20 protein-coding genes are annotated in these 26998 nt (G+C 39.7%); 11 read left to right on the top strand and 9 right to left on the bottom strand.

The genetic code is table 11. The features are described 5' to 3' along the window. Nucleotides 1-25 precede the first annotated feature (25 nt). The 8 genes from OQX64_RS02150 (at nt 26) to OQX64_RS02115 (ending at nt 9768) form a co-directional block, all read left to right on the top strand. Entirely contained in the window at nt 26-613 is a 588-nt protein-coding gene (locus OQX64_RS02150; RefSeq protein WP_265817367.1) for a Crp/Fnr family transcriptional regulator, read from the top strand. A 66-nt stretch (nt 614-679) separates the two neighbouring features. Continuing rightward, entirely contained in the window at nt 680-1351 is a 672-nt protein-coding gene (locus tag OQX64_RS02145) for a hypothetical protein (RefSeq protein ID WP_265817366.1), read from the top strand. 674 nt (nt 1352-2025) lie between these two features. Further along, nucleotides 2026-3711 (top strand): GMC oxidoreductase, encoded by a 1686-nt coding sequence (locus OQX64_RS02140; protein ID WP_265817365.1) that lies wholly within the window; start codon nt 2026-2028, stop codon nt 3709-3711. Nucleotides 3712-3721: 10 nt separating this feature from the next. Beyond that, nucleotides 3722-4327 (top strand): gluconate 2-dehydrogenase subunit 3 family protein, encoded by a 606-nt coding sequence (locus tag OQX64_RS02135; protein WP_265817364.1) that lies wholly within the window; start codon nt 3722-3724, stop codon nt 4325-4327. A gap of 322 nt (nt 4328-4649) precedes the next feature. Next, nucleotides 4650-5450 carry a porin family protein gene (locus tag OQX64_RS02130; protein ID WP_265817363.1) on the top strand — a complete coding sequence of 267 codons (801 nt, stop codon included), beginning with the start codon at nt 4650-4652 and terminating at the stop codon, nt 5448-5450. Between the two features lie 29 nt (nt 5451-5479). Further along, a complete protein-coding gene (locus OQX64_RS02125; RefSeq protein ID WP_265817362.1) occupies nt 5480-6907 on the top strand; it encodes a hypothetical protein in 1428 nt (475 codons plus the stop codon). A gap of 181 nt (nt 6908-7088) precedes the next feature. Further along, nucleotides 7089-8246 (top strand): alpha/beta hydrolase, encoded by a 1158-nt coding sequence (locus OQX64_RS02120; RefSeq protein WP_265817361.1) that lies wholly within the window; start codon nt 7089-7091, stop codon nt 8244-8246. A 304-nt stretch (nt 8247-8550) separates the two neighbouring features. Further along, entirely contained in the window at nt 8551-9768 is a 1218-nt protein-coding gene (locus OQX64_RS02115) for a PQQ-dependent sugar dehydrogenase (protein ID WP_088301319.1), read from the top strand. Nucleotides 9769-9870: 102 nt separating this feature from the next. Here the strand turns inward: OQX64_RS02115 and bla are convergent, their stop codons facing one another. From bla to OQX64_RS02080, 7 genes are all read right to left on the bottom strand, one after another. After that, nucleotides 9871-10755, bottom strand: a complete 885-nt coding sequence (gene bla, locus OQX64_RS02110; RefSeq protein ID WP_416240460.1) for a subclass B3 metallo-beta-lactamase — start codon at nt 10753-10755, stop codon at nt 9871-9873. 625 nt (nt 10756-11380) lie between these two features. Continuing rightward, complete coding sequence (locus OQX64_RS02105; RefSeq protein WP_265817359.1) at nt 11381-12640, bottom strand: glucuronoxylanase; 1260 nt, start codon at nt 12638-12640, stop codon at nt 11381-11383. 602 nt (nt 12641-13242) lie between these two features. Next, a complete protein-coding gene (locus OQX64_RS02100) occupies nt 13243-14415 on the bottom strand; it encodes a CehA/McbA family metallohydrolase (protein WP_265817358.1) in 1173 nt (390 codons plus the stop codon). Between the two features lie 181 nt (nt 14416-14596). Continuing rightward, nucleotides 14597-16000, bottom strand: a complete 1404-nt coding sequence (locus tag OQX64_RS02095; protein WP_265817357.1) for an alkaline phosphatase — start codon at nt 15998-16000, stop codon at nt 14597-14599. 15 nt (nt 16001-16015) lie between these two features. Then, complete coding sequence (locus OQX64_RS02090) at nt 16016-17074, bottom strand: phosphatidylinositol-specific phospholipase C1-like protein (protein ID WP_265817356.1); 1059 nt, start codon at nt 17072-17074, stop codon at nt 16016-16018. 21 nt (nt 17075-17095) lie between these two features. Further along, nucleotides 17096-18685 (bottom strand): RagB/SusD family nutrient uptake outer membrane protein, encoded by a 1590-nt coding sequence (locus OQX64_RS02085; protein WP_265817355.1) that lies wholly within the window; start codon nt 18683-18685, stop codon nt 17096-17098. 11 nt (nt 18686-18696) lie between these two features. Next, nucleotides 18697-21618 carry a SusC/RagA family TonB-linked outer membrane protein gene (locus OQX64_RS02080; RefSeq protein ID WP_265817354.1) on the bottom strand — a complete coding sequence of 974 codons (2922 nt, stop codon included), beginning with the start codon at nt 21616-21618 and terminating at the stop codon, nt 18697-18699. A gap of 428 nt (nt 21619-22046) precedes the next feature. Between OQX64_RS02080 and OQX64_RS02075 the strand changes: the two genes are divergently transcribed. Further along, a complete protein-coding gene (locus OQX64_RS02075) occupies nt 22047-22289 on the top strand; it encodes a hypothetical protein (RefSeq protein ID WP_088300608.1) in 243 nt (80 codons plus the stop codon). A 106-nt stretch (nt 22290-22395) separates the two neighbouring features. Continuing rightward, nucleotides 22396-22971 carry a PRC-barrel domain-containing protein gene (locus tag OQX64_RS02070; RefSeq protein WP_265817353.1) on the top strand — a complete coding sequence of 192 codons (576 nt, stop codon included), beginning with the start codon at nt 22396-22398 and terminating at the stop codon, nt 22969-22971. A gap of 104 nt (nt 22972-23075) precedes the next feature. Here the strand turns inward: OQX64_RS02070 and OQX64_RS02065 are convergent, their stop codons facing one another. Both OQX64_RS02065 and OQX64_RS02060 read right to left on the bottom strand, forming a co-directional pair. Further along, on the bottom strand, nt 23076-24404 hold the full coding sequence (locus OQX64_RS02065; RefSeq protein ID WP_265817352.1) for a PAS domain-containing protein: 1329 nt from the start codon (nt 24402-24404) through the stop codon (nt 23076-23078). Nucleotides 24405-24586: 182 nt separating this feature from the next. Beyond that, nucleotides 24587-25003: a hypothetical protein gene (locus OQX64_RS02060; RefSeq protein ID WP_265817351.1), complete on the bottom strand. Its 417-nt coding sequence runs from the start codon at nt 25001-25003 to the stop codon at nt 24587-24589. Nucleotides 25004-25902: 899 nt separating this feature from the next. Between OQX64_RS02060 and OQX64_RS02055 the strand changes: the two genes are divergently transcribed. After that, complete coding sequence (locus OQX64_RS02055) at nt 25903-26265, top strand: hypothetical protein (RefSeq protein ID WP_088300613.1); 363 nt, start codon at nt 25903-25905, stop codon at nt 26263-26265. The last annotated feature ends 733 nt before the right edge of the window (nt 26266-26998 follow it).

Below are 26998 nucleotides of genomic sequence, written 5' to 3'. Positions count from 1 at the left end.
CATAAAAATTCTGTAATTTGAAGCTATGGATACCAATCAATATACTATTAACACCAGTTTCCTGGATTTCGCAGTGTCGCTGGCCAACCTGGAAGAGGATGCAAAAGCTGCCCTGACCTGCAGATTGTATAAAAAGCAATATGACAAAGGAGAATTGATCCTGGAAAAAGGAACTGTCTGCAACCGAATTTACTTTGTAGACAGCGGCCTGCTCAAGACCTTTTTTTATACGGAAACGCGCGAATTTATCATGCGCTTTTTTCCTGAAGGAAATATGTTTACCGTGTTGGATAGTTTCCTGACCCGGCAACCTTCCTCCTATTCTATCTTAAGCCTAGAAGCTACAACACTTACCTGCCTGAACCACGATGATTTGGAAGCACTTTGCGCCCGCTACCATTCGGTAGAAACATTTTTCAGAAAACTAGTGTCGTTGGCTGCCGTAAATATGATGGACAGGATCAGCAGCACCCTGGAAGAAAAAGCACAGGGCGCTTATCAGAACTTCCTAAAGGAACACGGGAGATTACTGCAAAGGATCAGCCTGGCAGACCTTGCCTCCTATTTGGGAATTACGCAGGTTTCGTTAAGCAGAATCAGGGGAATAAAGTAGTTTTTATCATTTGATAAATGCAGAACTAGCTTAGCAATGTACCTTTCACGCATATTAAACATCGTGATGAAAAATCCTCTTTCCCTTCCTCAGACAATAAGCCTTTTAGCAGCATGTCTTTTTACAGTTGTCGCTCCGGTTATGGGTTATCTATCCATTGGTCTGGCTCCCGTAATAATTGTGGGAGGCTCTGCCCTCATAGGACTAATCTGCTGGTACAAAACCTATCTGAAAAACCCTGTTGAACCTGGGGTGATCTTTCCGCTTTTTATTCTTACCGTAGCCGGTTTACAGATCCACATTGTAGAAGAGTACCTGATGGGCTTTGCACCGGCCATGAGCCGTCTATTTGATATTTCCTGGAGTGAAAAAAGCTTTTTGATGGTCTTTGCACTGGTGGGTCCAGTCATTTATACCCTTACATCACTCGGATTGTACTATAAAGTTCATATCGCGGGATTTGTGGCCTGGTTTATCTTTATCGGTCCCGGCGTTGCAGAATTTACTCATTTTATCTTTCCACTCCTTTCACCGGAAATATTGCCGCATGATCCTCATTCCATTACGACTGTCATTAATGGAAACTCAATCCCGCAAATGCCTAATTTCTATTTCAAAACCACAGGACATTATTATTTTCCGGGAATGTGGACCGCAATCCTTCCCATGATTCCTGGTTGTATTGCCATCTATAGGCTGCTGATTAGGAAAAATTATCACGTAAACATCCTAAATTAAAATACACTTGCTTAACATCTTAATTCCGGATAAGTACCTAAGGAAAAGGCTGCAGATGAACTGAAAACCATTTTTTTGATCATTTAAGTTGATTTTTCAGTTGCCTGGGTTTCCCCTCCATACTGCATCAAAGTTCGAGGATATTTAACACACCTCACGTTTTAGCATTGAGTGGACGGAAACCTTTTGACATAAAATTACGATGATATTATTGTGCTGGTAAGTTTAGCCAGGTAGGTCTGCAATAAACCTGATGGCTTCCTGATTTTTTCTATGTCAATCAAATTTTTGATACCAATCGCCATTTTCGAAACAAAATTATTGGAAACATTTTTTTGTTTCGGGAAAAATTGTTTCGAAAACTTGAAACATTTTTCACGGAAACTTTTTTTTGTTTCAGCAAAAACGTTTCAAATTGCGCATAAAAGCATATTTACATCAATTTAAAAAGAAAAGGAAAATATTGGATCGAACTAAAATCACTTTCTATCACAGATTAAATTTTTACCCGAACCCAATTGTAGCTTTAATTATACAAACTAAATATATTGTATTTTCAATCTTGTTTTACTAACCTGAAGCCTATTATTTACAATTAAATCTTTACAAAAAGTTTTTCCTTTATACCAGTATTTTATTCAGGAATATTATATTTGATAGTTAACCAAATATCTATGATGAATAACAAAACGGTTTATGATGCGATAGTTGTTGGCTCCGGCATTAGTGGTGGATGGGCTGCGAAAGAGCTAACTGAAAAGGGAATGAAAGTATTGCTTTTGGAACGTGGAAGGAATTTCGAACACATCAAAGACTACAAGTCTGCGCAAGGTGATCCTTTTTCATTTCCGCATCGCGGTAAAACAACTGTAGCACAACAAAAAAATTATCCTGTTATCCATCGTGGATGGGCAGCACATGAGCCGATCATGGATTATTGGGCAAATGAAAAAGATAGTCCTTATGTAGAAACCAAGCCCTTTACCTGGTGGCGCAGTTATCAGATGGGTGGCCGCTCCGTGCTTTGGGGCCGCCAGAGCTATCGTTTGAGTGATCTCGACTTTGAAGCCAATCAAAAAGACGGCATCGCTGTCGACTGGCCCATCCGTTATAAAGATATAGCCCCCTGGTATGATTATGTAGAAAAGTTTGCAGGAATCAGCGGTTCCAAAGAAGGCCTCGCACATTTACCGGATGGCATGTTCCTCCCGCCTATGGATTTGAATTGTGTGGAAAAGGACGTAGCAGCACGACTAAAAGCACATTACAAAGATGAACGGCATTTAATTATCGGCCGCGTGGCAAACCTTACCGCAGCCATTCCGGGCAGAACCAAATGCCAGTTCAGAAACCGTTGCTGGGAAGGATGCATTTTTGGCGGCTATTTCAGTACGCAATCTTCTACTTTGCCTGCAGCTTTAAAAACCGGTAATTTAACCATCAGGCCATTTTCGATTGTTACGCAGATCCTCTATGATCAAGACACTAAAAAAGCAAGGGGTGTAGAGGTGCTTGATGCCGAAACCAATCAAACCTATACGTTTAATTCTAAAATTGTATTTCTCTGTGCTTCCGCATTAAACAGTGCCTGGGTATTAATGAATTCGGCAAAGGATATCTGGCCGGGCGGCCTAGGCAGCAGCAGTAATGAGCTTGGCCATAATGTAATGGACCATCACTATAACCTCGGTTGTTCAGGAACCGTTGAGGGTTTTGAGGATAAATATTATTACGGAAACCGTGCCAATGGATTTTACATCCCCCGGTTTGTGAATCTGGGTGATGATAAACGGGATTACCTGAGGGGTTTTGGTTTTCAGGGCAGTGCAAGCAGAACTGGCTGGAGCAGCAACATACCCGAGCTGGGCATAGGCAGTGCCTTCAAAGAGGCCCTTACTGAACCCGGAGGATGGTCGATTGGTGCCACCGGCTTTGGTGAAATTTTACCCGACCACCGCAATAAAATATCTTTGGACCAGCAGGTAAAAGATAAATGGGGACTTCCCGTTTTAAACATGGATGCCGAACTGCAGGAAAATGAGATTAAAATGCGTAAAGATATTTTGAAGGAGCTCAAAGCCATGTTCGAAGCTTCCGGTATTAAAAACATCAGCAGCTGGGATAGCGGCCACGCCATGGGGCATGGTATACATGAAATGGGTACGGCAAGAATGGGCCTTTCGGAAAAGACATCCGTATTGAACAGTCAGAACCAGGTATGGGATTGCAAGAACGTGTTTGTAACCGATGGCGCTTGTATGACATCATCTGCCTGCCAGAATCCATCGTTAACTTATATGGCCCTTACCGCAAGGGCTGCAGATTTTGCGGTAAGGGAATTGAAAAAAGGAAACCTTTAAGGAAACGAACATGGACAGAAGAGATTTATTAAAATCAATCGCCATATTAACCGGCGGAACTTTGATCGGTGCAGATGCCTTGCTTAGTAGCTTTACTTATCCAAACAGTAAAGCCATTGGCATATTATCCCAAAACCAGATCAGTTTGCTCAATGAACTTGGTGAAACCATTTTACCTGGAACTGCTAAATCTCATGGTGCCAGGGCTGCTAATGTGGGTGCCTTAATTAATACCATCGTATCTGATTGTTATACCAAAGCACAACAAACCACATTTTTAACAAGCCTGACACAAGTTAATGCTGATATTTTAAAAAGCTTTAAAAAGCCATTTTTAAGTGCCAGTAAAGCAGAAAAACACAATTTTTTAACGGTATTGGATCAGCAGGCCTATAATTTTCAAAAAGAGAAACAGCAGAAAGACAGGGAAAGCAAAAAAGATAATGAGAAGTTTGTTGCCACCCCAAACCATTACTTTACCGGTTTAAAACAACTGATCCTCTGGGCTTATTTCAATTCAGAGATTGGTGCAACTGAAGCACTGCGCTTTGTTTCGGTTCCTACCCGCTATGAGGGTTGTGTACCCTATCACAAAGGTGACCGTGCGTGGTATTAACATGCAGATCAGAAATGTGATGTATCTTTTAAATGCATCTTAAATTCACGATAAAAGTGTAACCTTTTAAGGAAGTTCAATAAAGAAATGACCAACATCAGTAGGCCTAACATGGAATTAAATACCATGATACATTGGTTCATGGTGTTTTCGTGCACAAAAGTGCCGGCATATTTCATACAAATGCGTAAAAAACAAGGCATACCAATAACAAAAAAGTATTACTAATCAGTCATTTAAATCAAAACCAAATAATTTTTTCAGAAAAATTTTGTAGATTATCATATAAATTTCCATTTTTGGCGACCAAACAAAATAATTCATGCGCCCTCACACCTCTAAATTGCAGTTTTCTGCAATTGGTAAATTACATGCTATCATTATAGATATAGCTATTCTTTTTGCATCATTCAATACTGTTTACGCCCAAAATAAAATTGATACAACTAAAGTTCAGACCAATACATCCAAATTTGAGATCGGTGTGGCTGGTGGATTAACAGTAAATAAATTTAGCAATAGTCAGCCTCACACCGGAACCCATACCGGTTATACTGCCGGCCTTTTGTTCACCTATAATGTGTATCAGCAATGGAGTATCCAGCTGGAGACAAACTTTATCCAACAAGGCGGCCAGCTATTAAGCTTTAAAGATGATACCAGATATGGTTTACCCGAGGATTTTAGCACCAAAAATGTAAAGAACAGTTCAGTATATTTAAACAGCCTGAATTTTCCCTTATTGTTAAAATACACGATTCCATTAAACAAAGACTGGCAACCGGCCCTATATGCTGGTGGAAGTTATGCCTATAACTTTAATGTCACAGAGCATTATCAAAAAACCGGCAACTTGCTTCCCGGAGAAGATGTCATCACCACTGTTACAGATTCAGAGCATGTTACCGGCAGGTATAAGCGGGATAGGCTAAACCTGATTATTGGGGCAGATTTGCGTTTACCCCTGTTTAGCAAGGTGAAATTACTCTTCGACTTTAGATATGAAGACGGTGTAACTCCTGCAAGAGAAAATTATTCTTACATGGAGAAGGTAGGTTTCGGAAGCAACATCAGATCCATCTCTTTTATATCCAAACTAGGCCTGATCATTCCGGTACAGTAGCCAAAAATTCTTAATCAAGAACCAATTATATGAAATTAAAATTTACCAGACTATTTTTAGTTGTCCTGGCGCTTTATGCTACAGGCTGTTCAAAAGATGAGTTTTCAGAAGCAGATGCCATTGCTGCACAGAAAGAATTATTAAACCTGAAGTATCAGCATGAGCTGGATTTAGAAACCCTAAAACAAAAAGGTGCAAGCGCATTGCAACAACTTATAAATACCGCTGCGCTTCAACAACTTAAAATGAACGACAGTCTGGCCCGTGCAAGTGCCGTTGCCGCTGCTAAACAGGATTATAGCGTAGCTGTTACTGATGTAGTAACCAATGCACCAGTTGTTGATGCTGAGGTGATTGTCTCATCAGAAGGCAAACTCTTTTCCAGCAAAACCAATGCACAGGGTATCGCAACGTTTTCTTCTTTGTATTTGTTTCCTACCAGTACATTCTTAATTACCAAAACCGGCTATGCTGCCACGCAAATTATGCGCAAGGACATCACTTTAGGGACAGCAAAATTGTGGAATACTACAGAACTTTCGAACGAAATTTCAGGGACATTATACATCGAAACCGATTTAACCAATACCACACCTGAAAAGGTTGGCGGAAATGTATTGGTTACAGCTTCCACATCTGTTCCTAACGGCTTTAATGGTTCCTATAGTGTACAATTTCCAACTTATACCACAGCAACGGGTGCTTATTCCTTAAAATTACCAGCTGCGCCAGGCGCATATACCTTTAGTTTTGCACAGGTTGAAGCTGATCAGAAATTATACATCTATGGCACAGAAGACAGTACCGTTGCAGTTCCTTATCAATTACCTTATTTAGCCACTGTTAAAACCTATTTTAATGTTAATGCTTCCAATGTAAATATCCCTAGTGTTGTTGGCCCTGTCTTTCTGAAATTTCCAAAAGATAAGCTGGGAAGGGAACTTTATATGCCGGTAAACGGATATACAAACAGTACTGTTTATTTAAGTGCTGTCACAGATGGCTTTCAGGTGGAACGCCTTAACGTAAATGCTTACAACTACTATAATGGAGTGTATTACGACCTGAATCAAAGCACGTTTGATGCCAATACAAAATTAGATGTTACAATGGTTGATATTATAGGTAATATTATCAAAAGTCAGCCACTGCTAAGCGCCACCACCAACAGTGCCGGAAAAATTGCAATGACCAGTTCTGCAGAAGGCGGATACGGGTCTGTGCATTTAAGAAGAGATGCTACCGGGAAGTTAGTAGCAAATGCCAAAGGTTTATTTTCAAAAGCCGCGGTATATGATGTTAACCAAAACTCATATATTTTAAATTACAGTTCAAATTTAAATTTCGCTTCAAATTTGATTACCGGCTTAAACTACTTGTTGCCTAACAAGGGTGATAAAAAGATCATTAACTTTTACTACGGTTCAGGCGAAAGCAGGGTAAAGAAAGTTTACTAATTATATTTTCTCTCCATAAAATTTTAAGAACCCCTGCAAGTCTTTTCTTGCAGGGGTTCTTTGTTTTATGAATTAAGTTTTTATTGTGTTAACGAAGCAGTACACTTTTATTTCAATTCTGATTCGTATATTGACGGTGTAACCAAAAAAAGATATAGCCTCATCTATAAACCTACCGGATATGAAAAAATTAATATTGAATTTCCTCCTCTTCACCTCCCTCGGCGCTTATGCCCAGGAGAATTTAAACTTCAACAACCAGAAAGAAATTACATCACCAGAAATCCATGCAGATAAAAGTGTGACATTCAGACTCTCAGCGCCTCAGGCAAAAAAAGTTGAATTACAGGGCGATTTATTGGCTGCACCTGGAATTGCTAGGATGAAAAAACAGGCAGATGGACTGTGGACCTACACCACTTCGCCACTTAAGCCGGAATTATACAGCTATTCTTTTATAGTAGATGGCTTAAAAATCAGAGATGCCAGCAATGTATACCAGATCAGGGATGTAGCTTCAGTAGTAAATGTTTTAATTGTGGGCGGTGGCAAGGCCGATAATTATTTAGTGGCTGATGTGCCACATGGTACTGTGGCCAAAAGGTGGTACAATTCTCCTGGCAATGGAATAGAAAGACGAGTGACGATCTACACCCCGCCAGGATATGAAACCGGTAAAACCAAATATCCGGTACTGTATTTATTGCATGGCATGGGCGGCGATGAAGAAGCCTGGGCCGCACTTGGCCGTACCCCTCAGATTTTAGATAACCTGATTGCAGCAGGTAAAGCAAAGCCCATGATTGTAGTGATGCCAAATGGTAATGTAGCCCAGCAGGCTGCACCAGGTGAAGATATAAAGGGTTTCTATAAACCTACGATGCAATTGCCTCATACCATGGATGGCAAAATGGAAGAAACATTTCCCGATATTATCAAATTTGTAGAAAGCAATTACCGCGTAAATGCAAAGCCATCACAACGGGCAATCGCAGGCTTATCAATGGGTGGGTTTCATTCCCTGCATACCTCCAGGTTTTACCCAAAAACCTTCGATTATGTTGGCCTGTTTTCTCCGGCCATCATGCCATTTGGTAAAACAGAATCACCTGTTTATGCCAATGTGGATGCAACACTACAGAACCAGTTTAAAAACGGTGTAAAATTGTATTGGATCGGTATTGGTAAAACTGATTTCCTGTATCAGGCGGTAAGTGATTACAGAAAAAAACTCGATGGAATAAATGCAAAATATACCTATGTAGAAAGCGAAGGCGGTCATACCTGGTCGAACTGGCGCGATTACCTGGTACTTTTTGCTCCTCAACTTTTTCAATAAGGTAACCTCTAGCAAATACTTGTTAAAATCTAATCTCTTGCCTGATCCAGCAACATTTTAAATATCATCAACCTTTTAAATTTTAGTTCCCTGTCGTACTTTAGACGGGGAACTGATGTTTACCTGCTCAGCAATATTAGCACGACAAACCTTTTCATTTCCCAGCCAGCAAGCCACTGATGCTCAAAACGTAAGCATCCGTAATTGTTTTTATTTTTTAGGTCATTCTGAAAAACCAATCCACCCTCCTGTCGGTTGTAACAGGTATCAGATCATCATTAACAGAAAACCTAAAATCACTACCATGAAAACAAAATTTAACCTGATTGCCTTAGCAGGATGCATGCTGATGGCCGCTGCCTGTTCAAAGGATCCGGAAACAGGCTCCGTAATTGGCCCTGGTGTAGAAACCAACCCGCCCAATACCAGTTACACACCAGCTTTTGCAGGCCAAACCAGAATCACAGCTGTAAGTACCGGTACTTCCATTCAGGGTACGGCTATATCCACGGCGCTCACTGCACCATGGGGCATCACCGCACTACCTGATGGAAGGTTATTAATTACCCAAAAGGCAGGTACCTTGCGTATCGCCACCACAAGCGGAACATTAAGTAGTGCCATCACCGGACTTCCGGCGGTAAATGCCAACGGACAAGGAGGGCTGTTAGGGCTTTGCATCGACCCCCAGTTCAGCACCAACAGAATGGTTTATTGGGTATTCTCCGAAAATGTTGCAGGGGGTAACCAAACTTCAGTAGCCAAGGGCAGATTAGCACAAAACGAACAAAGCATTGAAAATGCAACCGTTATATACCGTGCAGGGCCAGCCTATAACGGTACACTTCATTATGGTGGACGTATTCTTTTTGATCGAACAGGCAACCTGATTGTCAGTACCGGCGAACGCTCAGACCTGGCTACCAGGCCACTGGCACAATCTGTTACTGCCGGACTCGGAAAAATAATCCGCATTAATACCAATGGACAAGCAGCAACAGGAAACCCTGTTTTTTCAACGGGTGGAGCACTTCCTGAACTGTATAGTATCGGTCACCGGAACCCTCAGGGATTGGCAGTTCATCCGGTTACGGGAGACATCTGGCAGAGCGAGCACGGCCCGCGCGGCGGGGATGAACTCAACAGGTTACAAGGTGGACGAAACTATGGCTGGCCAACCATCACCTATGGTATTGAATACAGCGGTGCTGCCATTGGTGCTGCCATCCAGCAACAAAACGGATTGGAACAGCCCGTGTATTACTGGGATCCAGTTATTTCGCCAAGTGGAATGGTTTTTTATACCGGCAGCCGCATCGCCGAATGGCAAAATAACCTGTTTATCTGCTCCCTTTCTGCTACACATATTGCAAGGCTTGTTATTAAAGATAATGTAGTTACCGGTGAGGAAAGGTTGCTTGCCAGCGAAGGACAGCGTTTCAGAGACATTACGCAGGGTACAGATAATGCCTTATATGCGGTAACGGATGGCGGAAGGTTATACCGGATTGACAGAAATTAATCTTTAATTAATAAAAGGATTCTAACCAGTTCCTTAACACAAAAAGCGCACAAGAATAACAATCCTGTGCGCTTTTTATCATCTTCAGACCAAAAAGCCTTATTAATGGATTTTCCGATTTAATTCCTCTTCCAGTTCTTTGAGTAATTCATCATAACCTTTTCTATCAAAAAATGATGCCGGGCGATAGGCATCCCCGGGCTGATGCTTTTTATGAAGTTCGAACTGACTGGCATGAGAAGCAAGCCAGATATCGAAATTCAGTTTTTTCATTGCGGCCAGGGTATAAACATAGTCCTGAGTAATGTCCGGGTAATCCGTAATTTCAGAAAATTTCTTTTCAGTAACAATGGTCGGCATATTGGCAATTAATACCTTATAACTCCTGTCTCTATCTTTAACATCAAATAAAAAACTGCATGAACCCTTGGTATGTCCGGGGTGATGCAGCATTACCAGTTGCATGCCACCCAGACGCACGACATCACCATTATGCAATAAGCGATCAGCTTTAATTGGCTGAAAGGCTGTACCATGACCTCCCAATGCATAATCCGAACGTCCGCCATCTGCAGCAACAGAAGCATCTTTTTCATCCACCATAAATTGAGCACCCGTAATTTTTTTAATCCCGGCCATGGCTCCCATATGGTCATAATGCGCCTGCGTGGTCAGCAGGATTTTTATATCCTTAAATTTAAACCCCAGCGTTTCTACATTCGATTGAATTAAAGGCAGTGAAGCCGCTAGCCCGGTATTGATGAGGATATTACCCTTTGGTGTAGTAATCAGGTAGCAAGCCAGATCGGCTGTCCCCACATAATATAAATTACCCGCAATGCGGAAAGGCTGGTAAGGTTCGGACCATTCTGCTGGGATATTTTTAGGTTCTTCCACTTCTTGTGCCTTTACCAGAATAAAACTGAAGAGTAAACAAAAAGCCATTAAAATACGATTGAAGCAATGTCTAAGCATAAAATTAGTCATAAAATAATGGCGTAATAATAGTGATTTTTTGCAACATGTTATTGATCATGGATAAGGTAGTTTTTACCTCTGATTCATTCATTATGCTATCGGATAACAATATGTTTAAGCACCTGCCACTTTCTTTTTAACTACTTATTTTGCAGCAATACCGCTAAATAAGAAATACTTTCAGATCAGCCTACCTTTTTTACAGCATATCATCGGATTTTTAACGAAGATGAATCGGGTGCGATTGTCATAGTTACGTATAACATCCGAAGGAAATCCATATTAAGTCCGTGATAATGCTTAGGATCGGCACTGTTTGTTATCCCTGAATAATACGCTATTTTGTTTATGGTCTAATTACTTCTTATTCTGCTAATGAGCTGGGTCTAAATTGATAAGAAATTTAAACACCAGTCACAGGCTGGCACCAGCAAACCGACCAAACACATCATTGAACAGCGGTGAGCTTTCACTAAATAAATAGTAAGGCCCGACATCTCTGCCTGGCCTTACTACAATTTTATTTATCTCTCACGCGCGATATGCATGCACCAGCTTAGGTACCTTTCTAAAAAGAAAGATACCTAAAGGGCGGGGTTGCAAAAAATGAAATAAACTAAATATAGATTTTATACTAATTAGATACCAGTGTAGTTACGCTTGAAGCGGCCAGGTTAATCCCAAAATTTCCACCTGAAACAGTGAGGCTGTTAGAAGCCAGATTAGAAGTACTGGTGGTAACATAACGGTTAAATCCGCTAACGCTTATTCCGCTGTAACCAAATGTCTGGTAGGTGACGGCGTTATTTTGGTTTACGATTACAATAACCAGTTTAGATCCGCTTTTGTAGGCCGTTACGTAAACCCCTGGTGTTGGATTAGAAGTGCAGGAAATTTTGCTATATCCCGGACGCACATAACGGGCATAATGTGCCATCACATAACCTACTTTCTGGATGTTTCCGCTCTCACTCATTGGCCCGTAACTTCTTCTGATGTACCACCATACATAGGCGCTCCAGCCGGCATTCATACAATCGTGTATTTCTTTGGCAGCATTCATGGCATTCGCCCAGTCATCACCGCTGATGCTGGAATTGGTATAATGTTCTGTCATCCAAACCGGTTTGCCCACATTCCCTAAGTTGTAAGGCGTTTTACCATAGATGTGGCCGCATACAAAACTGGTTTTCAATTTTGCAGTGGCATTGCTGAGATAGGTATTGATGTAGCTTTGATTCATTTGAAAAGGTTCTGGTGCCATAATAGGGGCGCCACAATTGCTACCTTGAGCAGCTACGAAATCGGCAACTTCTGACGCAGTTAGTTCCATTGATTCATAGTTGACCTTATAATCTGGCTCATTGGTAGGACTAATGGCTGCGAGGCCGCCAACAGCACTGTTAAAAGCACTTAAATGTGCCGCATATGCACCATAAGAACCGGTATTAATTTTACCACCAACAATGCTGTTATTTGTTTTCATGGAAGCGGGTGCAGACCATGCCGATGCAATAGCCGATCCGCCAAATGATTTACAGACATCGATAGTTGCTTTTTCAGCAGCAAACTCTGAACTGGAATTAGGCACACGTACCCGGACAATACTTAAACCGATACCGTTTGTTGGTGAAAACGCAGTAGTTCTCTGCGCGCTGGTCAGATCTCCTGTCCAGGCCACAATATTTGCCCCGCCAAAACCCTTAATGGTTTGCTGTACTGCTGATGCATCAATAGATGCGTTTCCTTCTGCCGTAGCCTTTTTTGAGGAATCTGCCTGAACATTGACGTTCTTATCCGATAGATCTTGTGGCTTTACGTTGTCAATATCATTTTTTGAACAACCTGCCATGATAAGTGCAATGGCAAATACACTGAATAGTTTTTTTTTCATGTAAATTTTTTTTGGTTAGATAAACATTTAATTTATATAAAATTAGCCAATCCACTATTTCATAAATGGATCGATTAACTAATTTTCTAGCAAATATGTTTACCTCCTAAAGGTTGTTCGGCTTACAATTTTGTACATTTATGATGAGTAAATGATTAAATGAATTCATTGTATCATCATAAGAGGCAAATTCCCATACCCATTCCACGCCAGGCATGAGACATCACAAGAAAATATTAATCATACATTTAATTACTGAAAAATAAATACATAAAATAAAAATTAAGCTTACAAAAATTTATTTAAGCTTTGGGTAATTACATTTCAAAACTGAATATTTATTGTTTTCATTAACGGGAAAGCGCAATGATATAACGGGCTTTTAGATTGATCATTATATTTGATGCCGGTTAATTTATTTGCAAGCGAAAATGTAATATAGTGAAGAATGAGGAGCCAGGCGGCCTCATTAGGTCAATTGATCTTCATTGAGCCAGTGTGCCCATATTAATAAGTCAGTCTTTTTATCTGTTATTATTTTTCGAAATCTTTTTTTTACCTTATCAGTTTATGGATAAACTTATGCGCTTTCTGATCAGACTTTAGAATTTGGGATCAAAATTAAAGTAAATTGGATTAGACAAGCTTACCATCTTCTCGCTTAATGCCATTGATTTAGGAACTTCAGGATAATCATTTACTTTACCTTCTACCATTACCCGATAATACGTTCTTCCCTTTAAATCAGGAACATCTGTAAAGGTAGTAACCGGAGCGTCCCCCTTTATTTGATAGGTATTAAATGTCTTTCCATTTTTAATCACCGTAACCGAATAGGTTTCACCAGGTATAGTGTTTCCCATCAACTGAATCTGAAATTTTACTGGCTTGCCCGTTGAAACGGTGTTGTCTCCCATCATCATGTCGAATTTACCGGTTCCAGTAACATCGGCATAAAAAGCTACATGCGGCGAATTTGGATTTGCACTCACAGCTACCCTTCCATGGTTTAAGGCATCAACAATGCCACTCAAACTTCGTGTCTTTGCATATACCCAGGTAGTTGGCGTTCCAATATAATTATAGGCTGCCTGATAAGTATTTTGGCTTGGTTTTTCTGAAGCGGTTGGCGTTCCGTGGTGTGCATCACTTCCTCCTCTACCCGTCATCATCCTGCCTGAAGAGAGCATATCATCCCAGATCATCATGGCATTTGCATTTTTAGTCCACATGGCCGAGTTCCATACTTCAATTGATTGCACCAAATCGTAAGAAAACCCAAAATTATCTTTACCGCTCGGGTGGTTGGCTGATAAATGGATATTTAAAGATTTTTTAACCTTGCCGATATTGACATCACGTTGATCTCTTACATCAAACAGTCGCTGATGATCATATGGCTTTGCTGAAAATACATTTCCATGGCCCCTGGTGGTGGTCCATTCGGCACCATACAGCAATAACAAAGTATCTGATTTAAATTCCGGATCGGTCCAGGTATGGTGCGCTACGTCGCCATTGACATGGTTATCATGATCCGTGATGCATACATAATCCATTTTTACAGCTTTCGAAAAGTTGATAATTTTCGCTACTGCGTTATTGGAAGATTCTGTACTGTGCCTGGAATGGACATGCAAATCACCTTTTAACCAAATGCCGGCACCCAAATCAATTAATTTCGATTTATTGTTTTCTTGCCCGCTTGCATCATTAAAGTTTAGCAACAGCATAACAAAGCCAATTGACAAGGTGTGCTTTAAATTATAGATCATGATAAATTTAAGGGTAAATAATAGCAAAAAGAGCCTGTATCATAAATCCGAAATATCATCCTGAGCTTGCCGAAGGACTTAAAACAAATGTCCCTCATGATGTTTTGACAAGCTTAACATCACAGATCTTAGAAATTATGGATTATGATACAGTCTTCTGATATTTGAATGTATAATATTTTTAAGCTTTTACTAAAAATGTTTCCGGCATTTCTGCTGCTTTAAGCATGAAATTATGAAGTTCATAATTTTTAACAAAAGGTTTCAGGTTTTCAGATCCGGGACCAAACATGGTTAACTCCACATAATCTCCGGTATGGTTCATTCCCGCCCACTGTACATCCGTATATTTGCTTAGAATTTTTCCATATTCATAGAACGGAAGGTTTGATTCATTATAAAGCTGCCCCGGAACAATATCTTTAAAATGCACCAGCAGCGATTTCACATCATCAGCTTTCATCTCGAAACCCTGGTTTTCTTTAATTAAATCGATAATTTTTTGCTCGCTAAAAGATTGATTCAGCTGTGCTAAAAGCCAGGTGTTGCTATGTTTAAAGTGCTGCAGGGTATCGAATTTCTTATTGGCTTCATCGGCATAGAATAGACCCGGATTCGCGTTGCCATGATCTGTGGTGATGATCACCAAGGTTTCGCCATCCTTTTCAGCAAATTCAATTACCTTTCCAACAGCTTCATCAAAAGCCAGCTGGTCAAAAATCAATCCACTCAAATCATTGGCATGAGCAGCCCAGTCTACCTTACCACCTTCTACCTGTAGTGCAAAACCAGCTTTATTATTTTTCATCAGTTCAATGGCTTTAACCGTCATCTCTGCTAATGTAGGGGTGCTTTTAATTAGTTCCTGGTCGTGTTTGCGATCGACTTCGTATGGCATTCCATCTTCAGCAAACAGGCCCAGAACCGGCTTGTCCGACCCTAAAGCCAACATTTCAGCACGGTTTTCTGCAACCTGATATCCCTGGGTAAGGTATTTAGGAATCAGGTTACCACCTTCCCTTTTCTCACTAAAATATTTATGCCCGCCGCCCATCATCACATCGAATTTCAGCCCCAGGTACATTTCAGCAATAATATCCTGTCCGCCACGGTTATTAATATTAATGCAAAATCCCGCTGGTGTGGCATGGGTAATGGGCACCGTTGTTACACAGCCTACCTTTTTACCCTGCTCTTTAAATTTTTGCAGAATGGGCTGTGGTTTTTCACCATTCATCCCCACATTAAGGGAACCATTTTTCACCCGCATTCCCCCGCCCCATGAGGAGCTTGCCGCGGCTGAATCGGTAACCATTGAGCTGGCAGAAGCCGTATCCATTAAAGCCCTCACCGCCTTATTGTCGCGATACAAACCCAGCCATCTGCTGCTTTTACCAAAGGCACGACTGGCATATAAATCTGCCATGTTCAGGGTACCTATACTCATGCCATCACTGACCATCATAATGATGTTCTTTGCTTTTTTACCGCCAATCAGTGGTTTGGCTACCACATCTTTTAATCCTACAAAAGGTAAGCCCAAACCGGTGAGCAAACCTCCTTTTAATAATGATCTTCTGTTCATATCTTTTCTGGCCTTTTAAAACAAGGGATTTCTTCTAAAGTACTTTCCGCCCGGAAAGCTGATTGCGTATGTAGATGTGAAATGTGTACTTTTTTGATAATAATCTGTCGTGATAATTTGTGCACCTGACTGGCAGGCCGCTTCAAAATCACTGTAATCGTTTTTTCTGGCCTGCTTCGTATCCGCATCTGCCCTGGTTCTGATGATGTATCCTTTCTTCACCAATTCAGGAATTTGTTTATCCTTCGGGTTATTTTTAATCATCATTGCGGCTTCAGGTGTTCCGGGGTCTGCATTGGCAAACATCACCCGCCCGGTTAAGGAAGCATGGTTAGCGATATAGGTTGACCGCTTTCTTCCGGCAGCATCTAAAACAAACATAAATTTACCTGTTGCCTTGCTCAACAAAGGCCAGTTCTGGTGTAACACAGCCGCTTCTAAAGTTTTGTATTTCCCTCTCACATCTGCAGGTGTAATTACCTTATCAGGACCTAAATTTTCGAGAATAGCCGCATCCAGCTGATCAAAAGTTTTACTTGTAAATACTTCAGGAATAGTAAATCCTTTACTCCTGATGGTATCATCCTTTGCTTCTAAAGTGATAAAAACCGGTGTATGCCCTGGATGTGCCAGCGACCATTTTTTTAATTGCTGTAACGCGGTTTTGAAGGTAAGCGCAGATGACCTGAAATCTAAATCCGGAACATGTAAAACTTTAAAACCAGGTGCATTCATTTCCCCTTGCTGATCAAAAGCTGGCTGACCTTTTACTTGCTCAAAACCTTTTGGATGTGCGTATTTACCGCCCTTTTCATCAGCATACACATCAATCTCTAAGTTTCTTAAACCCAGATCCAACTGTGCCGGCATTGGGATATGTTCGTAATCCAACGCATTGGCCGCAGTAGTATCCTGAGATTTAAACACTTTAAACAATGCCGGATTAATGGCTTGTTTATAACTGTTATGAGAACCGATTACCTGAATCTGATTAATCGGTAAATCTTCTTTTTTAGTCATCAGGCCTATTGCAGGCAACACCATCAATAAACCAACACAGGTAACCAGTCTCATATTTATAAAATTATATATTAATTAATAACCAGGATTTTGTTTCAAATTGGTATTTAGCTTTAGCTCATTTGCAGGAATGGGATAAATCCTCCTGGTGATGTCTTTATTCATAAAAAGCACATCATTTGGGAGCGGATATTCGGTTTCAAATTGCCCGAAACGGATTAAATCGTTCCTTCTCCAGGCTTCCCAGCTAAACTCGCGTGCCCTTTCATCAAGCAAAGTGCTTAAGGTTACATCCGTAGCTGCTGAAGCGCCGGCACGACTTCTTATTTTATTCACCAGTAACAAGGGCGTTTGCAATTCGCCATTTACGGCGGTGGCTGTTGCGCCTCTTAAAATAGCCTCTGCCTTCATCAGCATCACATCAGCTAAACGTAAAACCGGCATATCGTTTCCGTTTAAACGGGTAGCCTGAATGGCATTTACATCCGGCCAGTATTTTACAGAACGCACGCCTTTTGCCTGATCGGCCACGGTATTGCCCAAATCCATTGGTTTACCTGGCTTAAGAATTAAATCTGGTGTAATTTCAATTTGGGTAGTGGTACCTGCCACAAAGATTGGTTTTGACAAATCTGGCTTACGGTTGGCATCAGGTGCATATTGTTTACCAATTAACCAGAAGCTATTGCGGATATCATTGGTTAAATTAAACCGTTTGTAGTATTCCGGCGTGGTGCTCATGGAAATACTGAAACCTACATTGATACCGTAAGCTGCGGCCAATGCCGGATAGAAACCAAACCGTGTCATCTGGTTGCCCGGAATCTGCTGGTCGTAAGGAATGGCAAAAATGGTTTCGTTTACCTGTGGCCCATTATTGACGTCAAAAATATCACTGTACTTCGCATCAAGTACATAATTGTTGTTTTTCAAGATTTGATCGGCCATGGTTACGGCATCATTGTATCTTGCCTTTCCGGTATATACTTCTGCATTCAGGTACATTTTTTCCAGTAAGGCATAAACCATTGCCTGCGTTGGCCGGCCATAAACCAACATACGGTTATTATTGTCTTTTACCGGCAATTGTGCCACAACGGCTAAAAGTTCCTTTTCAATAAATTCAAATACCTTTTCACGGCTCTGATTTCCAGGAAGTGTACTCACCGGGAAAGTATCAATAATGGGTATATTCCCATATAAATCCATCATGAAGTAATAATATAAAGCCCTCATGGCTTTCACTTCAGCTAAACTTGCCGTTTTTGAAGCCGCAGAAACGGCAGATTCATTGGTAAGGTTAATTAAACGGTTGCAATTGTTTATGCCACCGAAACCCCATTGCCAAATGTCGCGAACGTTTGGATGATCGATGGTCCAGGTGTGATAATGCAACTGGCGATACTGACCACCGTCATCAAAATTCCCATCACGTGCCGGCAGAATAGCTGCGTCAGTAGAAAGCTCCTGCATCCTCCAGTAAGGCACACCATACTGAGAGGATAAATTAGAATACATGGTACCAAAAAGTGCTGCATAATCAGAATTGGTAACCGGAAAATTATCCTTCACATATTGCGACTCTACATCGACATCTAGTTTGCTGCATGATTCCAGCACCACCAGGCAGGCAAAAATATTAAATAGGATGATAAACTTTTTCATTTTTATAATTTTTAGAATGATGCACTTACACCAAAACTATAGGTTCTTGTTTTTGGATAATAATTGTTATTGTCTATGCCCGGCGTTAATCCTCCGATGTTAATTTCAGGATCTATTCCAGTGTAATTGGTAATGACAAAAAGATTGTTTGCGGTCACATATAACCTGATGGCTTTAACAGAAGGTGTTTTAGGTTTAATGGTATATCCCACTGTGGCGTTATCCAAACGCAGGTAAGAACCACTTTCCAGGTAACGATCGGAAATGAGGTAGGCATTGATATCGTTAAAAGATTCGCCTAAGGTACTGCGTGGGATATTCTGCAATTTTGCATCAGCCGGGTTATTTAAAGACGCTGCTGTAGCATTTAAAATTTTATTTCCCAACACGCCGCGAACAAGGAAATTCAGATCCCAGTTCTTATAGTTGAAACTATTTGCCCAGCCATAAATTAATTTAGGTTGTGCATCACCGGCTATTTTTGCATCAGTGGTTAAAGGCTGGGTGGCAATGGTTTGTCCGGCAGCATTAATATAAGTACTTACACCAGCGGCATTTTTACCTGCGTAATTCCATAGGTTAAACGTACCCAGGGCATAACCTGGCTGAATGAGCTGACTGAAATTTCCGGATTGACCCTTACCGCCCAACTGTGCTGTTGGTATGGAAGATATTTTATAAAAATCATCTGATAAGGTGACGATTCTGTTTTTATTGGTGGCGAGGTTTGGCGAGGTGGTCCACTTAAAATTGTTTGTTTTAACCGCCACTGCGTTCAATGTTAACTCTACCCCTGTGTTTTTGATTTTACCTGCATTTGCGGTAATGGTAGGTAGAAAAAACTGAGTCGTTGAGACTGAATAATCGTTGTAAATTAAATCCGAAGTTTCCTTGATGTAAAAATCAACCGAACCTGAAATCCGGTCTTTAAACAAGCCAAAATCTAAACCAATATTGGTGGTGGCTGTACTTTCCCATTTTAAATCAGGATTTTCATTTCTCACCGGGCCGATGGCATTACTAACGTTGCCATTGTTTAAAAATTTATTACTTCCAGATGGTGTTCCATAAATAAGTAACGCAGTGAAGGCATCAAAGCCTAAACTGTTACCGGAAACACCATAACCGGCACGCAGTTTTAAATCACTGATTACAGGAACAGCCTTCATAAAGTCTTCGCTGATAATCCTCCATCCTGCAGAAACAGCCGGGAATAATCCCCAACGGTTGTTTCTGCCAAAGCCTGATGAGCCATCATTTCTTAATGAAGCCTGCAACAAATATTTTTCGTTGTAATTGTATTGAACCCTTCCATAGTAAGAAATTAACCTCAAAGTAGAAATTGGAACATTGGCAAAAGTAATCTGCGATAATGTACTGGGATTGGAAAGAAACAAATTATTATAACGCAAATTATCATTAGAGAAGTTCTGCGTAGTTACGCCAAAACCATCATTGGTTCTGTCTTCCTGCCATGAATAACCACCCAGTAATTTCAGACTGTGTTTTCCAAAAGTTTTATCATAATTAAAATAGCCTTCCAATACCTGACTTTTATTTAAAACATCAAGTTTTATTGCCTGACCATTTACACCCCTGGCCAAACCAGACTGGCTGTTCAGGTAAGTACTAGAATTGTTCTGATCTCTTTGCGATGATACACTTGCTGTAAACTTTAATCCATCGATAATGTTTAGCTGTGCCATTCCATTAATCAGCGTTTTGTTGTTCAGGTTATCAATTTCATTATTATCTACAATAGAGAGCGGATTACGGGTACCACTTCCGGTACGGTTATAATTTTCTTTATAAGTACCGTCGGTACTAAAGGGACTCACCGTTGGCAGATAAAACAGCATGTTAGACAAGGCCTGCGATTGGTAGATATCTGAACTTTTTGAATTGCTATTGGTAATGGTTAAACCGAGTTTCAGCCTGTCATTAAAAAATTTCTGATTCAGGTATCCCCTTACAATTGTCCGCTTTAATGAAGAGTTTTTTAAAATCCCCTGATTGTCCAGGTAATTTACGCTGGCGCCATAATCTGAAGCCTGACCCGAACCACCAAAGGAAACATTATGATTTTGAGAATAACCAGTTCTTTCCAATAAGGATTGCCAGTTGGTATCAGAACCATCATCATCAATCGGGTTTAAGGTCTGCTTATTATCTGCCAGATATTGTCTCAATTCAGGTGCAGAAAGCATGTCATATTTTTTGGATACCTTTTCTACCGCAGCGTAGCCATTATAAGAAAGTCTTGCCTGACCATTTTTAGACCTCTTCGTTGTCACGATGATTACGCCGTTTGCTGCCCTTGAGCCATAAATCGCCGTGGAAGAAGCATCTTTCAAAATGTCGATATTTTCGATATCAGATGGGGCCAATAAATCAATTGATGCTCCAGGCACGCCATCTATAACATAAAATGGTTCTAGTGCGGCACCTTCTCTTAATGTAGATGGACCTCGGAGAATGGTAGAAGGCTTGGTATTTGGATCGCCACTTTTAGTTACATTCAGTCCGGCTACCTTTCCTTGTAAAAGTTGTGCCGGATTCACCATTACCCCCTGATTAAATTCTTCAGATTTAATGGAAGTCACTGCCCCGGTTACATCTTTTTTATTTGCCGTGCCGTAACCGATCACCACTACATCTTTCAGGCTCTGGTTATCCGGCATAATGGTTACATTAATCTTGGTTTGATTACCAACATTTACTTCCCTGGTGATGCCGCCAAGCATGGAAAAAACCAGCATATCAGTACTTTTAGCCTGGATATTGTAAAGTCCGTCCGAATTAGTAGATGTGCCTGTGTTACCCCCTTTAATTCTGATGGTAACACCAGGGATGGGTTGATTGGTTTCGTCTATAACCTTACCTGTAATCAGTTTATTACTTTGGGAAAAGCTATTTAAGTTGAAAAGTAGCATTAACATTGCAAAACACTGCCACCTCACGGAAAAAAGCAAAGAAATGAATTTGTAATTTGATTTCATGAATGAATGAATAGTTATGATTTGTTGGTTTTTAACCCATCAGGCTACCTGAATCAGGTGCTTGTTAGGTGCCACAAAGATGGAATCATAGCATTAGGAATTTGGTTAGTCAGGGTTATGTTATTGTTAACATATAGCGCGCTATTTTAACATAATATTAAAATTTTGCTCATTGTAAATCCTTTTAGCTGATCAATTAGCAGTTTTTTTTTATGGATATAAACATTTCAAAGTTAAAGGATACGCACAAATGCTTTCAAATCCATTATATGCGATTAATAGTTATTGATAAGATAACATCAACTGCGTAATAAGTTAAAGAGACTTTACGTGCTTTGCGATGATTTAAATAGAATCTGAATATGCAAAATACGTCTTCAAAAATCAGTGCCGATCTTCAGGCCTTCATCAACAAATTTGAGCCTTCTAAATTTAAGGTCATGTCTAAAGGCATAGAAATCCGCGGGATTAACGATATACACCGAAATATTACTCATGCAAAAGAGATTATTGAAATGCTGGAGCTCAACCTTGAGGTTTCTCACAATGCGGAAATGTTAAGTTATAAGGGTTTTGAAGTGAATAACCTTCAGATAACTTTATAAAGCATTACTGCAGACATTACCAAAAAAAATTAGTCGTTCTGCTCGTAAAACCTTTGCTTCTTTCGAGATGTTGTTTGAGTATACAAAGCTAAAATAACAGCAATTTATGATGGAAGAAAATAAAACAATCAACAGCAATTTACTTGAACTATCTACGAGCGATTATCGTTTAACTGAAGGTGAACAAAACATCAAAGGATGGAAAGTAAGAGGTGAAAGCGGCAGCATAATTGGTGAAGTAAATGATCTTTTATTTGATCCCGAAAACAATGTGGTGCGTTATATCTTAGTTACCCTTAAAAATATGGGCAACGAACTTGATGAAAAACCTATTCTGATTCCGATAGGTTTGGGGAATCTGCATGATAATGTAGTCATTGTACCTGATTTTCATACCGATCAACTTCATGCTATGCCATTGTATATTAAAGACGAAGTTACCCATCAACTGGAAGATACCATCAGGGATGTTATCGGTAGCCCTGCAGCGTTGAGAATGGAAGAAAAAATGACTGAGCTGGATCGTAAGTCTTTTTATGACCACCATCATTTTGACCGGAACAGGTTCATGAAAAGAACAGATACTAGTAATCAAGGTATATCTAGCGATGCTGATTCAACAGATCGTGTGGAAGAACGCAAGACCATTCATGAACTGATTGACCAATCGAAAATATCGTAACCCACCTTGCGAAGTCTTAAAGATCATTGTAACTGAAAGACTTCGCAAGTTTCATCCAGTGAATTGCGAAGTCCCTCCTTTCTGCTATTTGATACAAAATGACGTTAACGGTTTTCTATAATTTTATTGATACCGATAATGTGTGAGGCTCTTCCATGCATATCATATCTTGGCTTGCCAAATGCACTGATCCAGTGTACCGATCCATCTTTCCATTTCACTTCATATTCTGCCCGATATACACCATTATTTTCTATGGCATGTTCAACAGATTTTTTAATTTGCTGCCTGTATTTCGGTAACATGGCTTCGAAAAGATCAGGATAATTAAATTGTTCATCAATATGATAACCGTAATTCCGCTTAAACTGATCATTGGAAGTCATTTTTCCTGTTGCGAATTCTACTACAGTATATCCCATTTCACCGGCATCAATGGCACTCATCAATACAACATTGGCTTCTTCGTTCAATTGCTTTGCAATAACCTGCTCAGTAATATCTGCCAGTATAAACATGATGCTGTTTCCGCCTGTTTCCAAGTTTTTGGTAAACTGCAGGGTTATGTTAATGTATAAACTCCTAAGCTGGTTTTCATTCCATACCAATAGCCGTACTTCATGGCCGTGTACAAGTTTTCCGGTCTCTTTTACGTTGTCTATTAACCGTAGAAAATCCTGATCTTCCAGATCTGGAATGACCAAAGAAAGCGGCTCACCTATTAGTGCTGAATCGCGACCCAAAATATTCAGCAAAGTCTGGTTAGCCTGTTCAAAAACATGATTTTCTTCAGAAATAATACCGATAGCTACCGGAGCCTGCTGAAAAAGTATTTCGAAATTATCCTGAAGACTTTCGAGATCACGGTTAGCTTTCGCAATTTGTTGCTGGTAATCTATCAATCCGGCATTTCGAGCTGCAATATTTTCGTTTTCAGAAATCAGATGACCGGCTTGCTCCCTTAATGCAGTCTGATTCATTACCAACTTTGCCAGTCCGACTAAAATCTCCTGCTTTTTTTCATCAAATTTCATTGGTTCATACCCCATCACACACAGCGCACCAATTCGGTATCCATCATTGGTAATCAATGGTGCACCTGCATAGAAGCGTACCTTATATGGGTTATTCGCCAGTTCCGGTATATCAAAAACATCCTCAATAACGGTTATATCTTTACTTTTAATTACCTCATTGCAAAGACTATCTCGTTTATAAGATGAAACATCATGATCAAATCCAATATTTGCCTTGAAAAATACCTCATCTTTATCTACAAAAGAGATCAGGCAAATCGGAAGATCAAAAATCCGGGTAGTCACTTCTGCCAACTGATCAAAAGTGGATTCAGCTGATGTGCCCAAAATTTGATAACGGTTAAGTGCTTTCAGCCTATCGGCTTCAGTTTGTGATGGGTAATTTGAATTTCTCATATTTTGTTGTTCGATATTTTGGTTATTGCAAAGTTTGTTTAAATCGTTTTAGCTAAATTACTAATGGTTATTCAGTAAAAATTATCCAAAGCATGAAGTCATGCGCCGGATTAATCTGAGCGCTCATATAAATTCAGCTTATTGATGTGGCTTTTCTTAATTAATTTTTTGCCAGCGGCATATTAAGTTTTAAGTTTTGTTGATTCAGCGTTACTATTAATCGTTTTGTTAGAAAGTTCCTTTTTCGTTAGAGTAAGTGTACCGAATAATGAAACAGGAATAAAAAAAATCCATACATCATTATCAATGGGACAGTTTGCAATCTCGATCCATCCGCTACTGGCCGCATCAGGATATAAGGTATAACTGCTCTCCATGTCTACATCACCGCTATTGTAGAGCCTGCAATTGCTGGTGTTGCCCACCCTTTGAAAACCGCATGCTGAGGTGCGATTACCTGGCGACCGGAGAAAGTAATTAAGGCCTTTGCCCGATTGTTCCGTGTAAAGCACATTACCAACCAGACAGCCCCTCGTTTGCGCAAACATCACGTTTGCACACCAAGTGTTAATTAACAAAAATAAAATAATTTTTTTCATAAAATACCTAAAACGGTATGTATTAGCAATGTTTAAATAAAAAAATGGGAAATAAAGAAATAGTCTGCTGATCGGCTAAAAGGAAAAGGATATTGGACAAATCTATACAACATTAACCATTTTAGACTTATTAAACATACAAATAGTAGTCAGTGTTGTACGTAATGACTTTACCATGAAAATCACTAATAATCAAAAATGATGTGCCAAATACCTTAAAGTGAATAAGAGCATTACTAAAACGAAATAGTAGCCAAAACAGCCATTTTTTTATGACGCTAGCGGTAAAAGATGAATGATATGCTGTTTTTAATAAAAATATATGTGACAAGAAATTTATAGGCGGACATATAATAAAGCATACAGTAATGCCTGAACAGGCACAAAAAAACAGGGAAGGAACCACTCTCCCCTGCTATCATCAACTAAACTAAACTGTTTAAAATTAAACACAAGATAACAGACATCCAAAAAAAAAGCAACAATGTTGCAATTAAATGATTATTTGCTACATCCCCCCTATTCAAACGTGGCATTGATTCCTTAAAGAGTCAGTTCATATTAATGAAAACTAAATAGGATGAGTAAAAATAAGTTGTAAGATCAGCAATCATGCCCATAAGTCCAGATCTATATTTAAGTTTTTTGTATTTGCTATAATTTGATTTTAAAAAACCAATTTTCAAATCCCTTATTCAATAGGTTTACACGCCTTAAGTTTTCGCTATATCATTATTGTACGCTTTTCAAAATCATCAGCTGCTTTTTTAAGTTTGAATAACCTAAACATGCCACAGCAGGCCTGTAAAAGGCAAAATGAATGAAAGGAATGGCTTATCAGGTGGGTACGCTCGATAGTTTTGTAAGTATTCAGATCACTATTATATGTCTTCTTACTTATGAAATCAATATCTAAAACGAGTTTTTTAATTGTTTTTTTTCTCCTGTTATCACATTATGGTTATACACAACCTATAGGTTGTCAGCCTTTAAATTCTACCGAAATCTATACATCTAATGTTTTGGGTATTTGGGGTGGAACACCTTTACTACCAACCTGTGGTCCTACTTCAACTATTACCACGCAATATGCGGCAAATGTTAGAATAAGGCCTAACCGGGGTTGCAATATTAACATACTTGGCGCCGGAAATGAGGTATATTACAATGTTGCTTACTGTCCGTTAGATGATTACCTGGTTTACTTTGGTTGCGGACTGGGCGTATTAGGCTTCAGAATGCTCTCCAGACGGCTGGCCTAATACCCAATGATAAAAGAATGATACCACTGTATATTTCTCCGGCCCAAAAATTGGATAAAATTAGGAATCCGAAGAGGTAAACATTCTACGATATGAAGCAGAATGCTTCACGCTCTGGCTGCAAGCCTTCCTTCTCTCGCAATGTGCCCATAAAGAGAACATTGCGGGAAGGATTTTTTTATTTAATCGCCCCATACGAATCCATCAAAATGTTCGATCACTTTTGTTTAAATCTGCTTTTCCATTAAAAAAATCATTAGATTTTAATAAAAATATTTTCTTCAAACAGATCAATTCTTTATCGGTATTCCTTTTGTTCAGTTTAAAAATCAAGCAAAAAAAATGCCTTTGGGCATTAATAATCTGGTCTTATAAAGCATTTCATGATTAACATATATAATAAATGGGTTTAAGTAAAAGTATTGCGGCTGCTTGTGAATTTGTATCTTCTGGAACAACAGCTGAAAGGGCTGCTTTTTCACTTCCTATCTATACCATTGAAAATAGAAAATTACCCGAGATTACTCTTATTATGACAATTTTGAAGAAGAGATAAATTGGAAGTGAGTCACCTGCAGCATGAGGAAATACAATCGTAAGTATTGACGCATTTAAAATGCAAATGCGATAAGACTTGCTTATCGCATCGCGGAAACATACTAGCGATGTTTAGTTGAGAGCATTGCTGTTTCTGTTTTAGTTAATGATGATACGAATGTAGTATTTTTCAGAT

Source organism: Pedobacter sp. GR22-10 (genome assembly GCF_026239715.1).
Lineage (GTDB): Bacteria > Bacteroidota > Bacteroidia > Sphingobacteriales > Sphingobacteriaceae > Pedobacter.
This window is presented reverse-complemented; position numbering and strand designations above follow the sequence as displayed.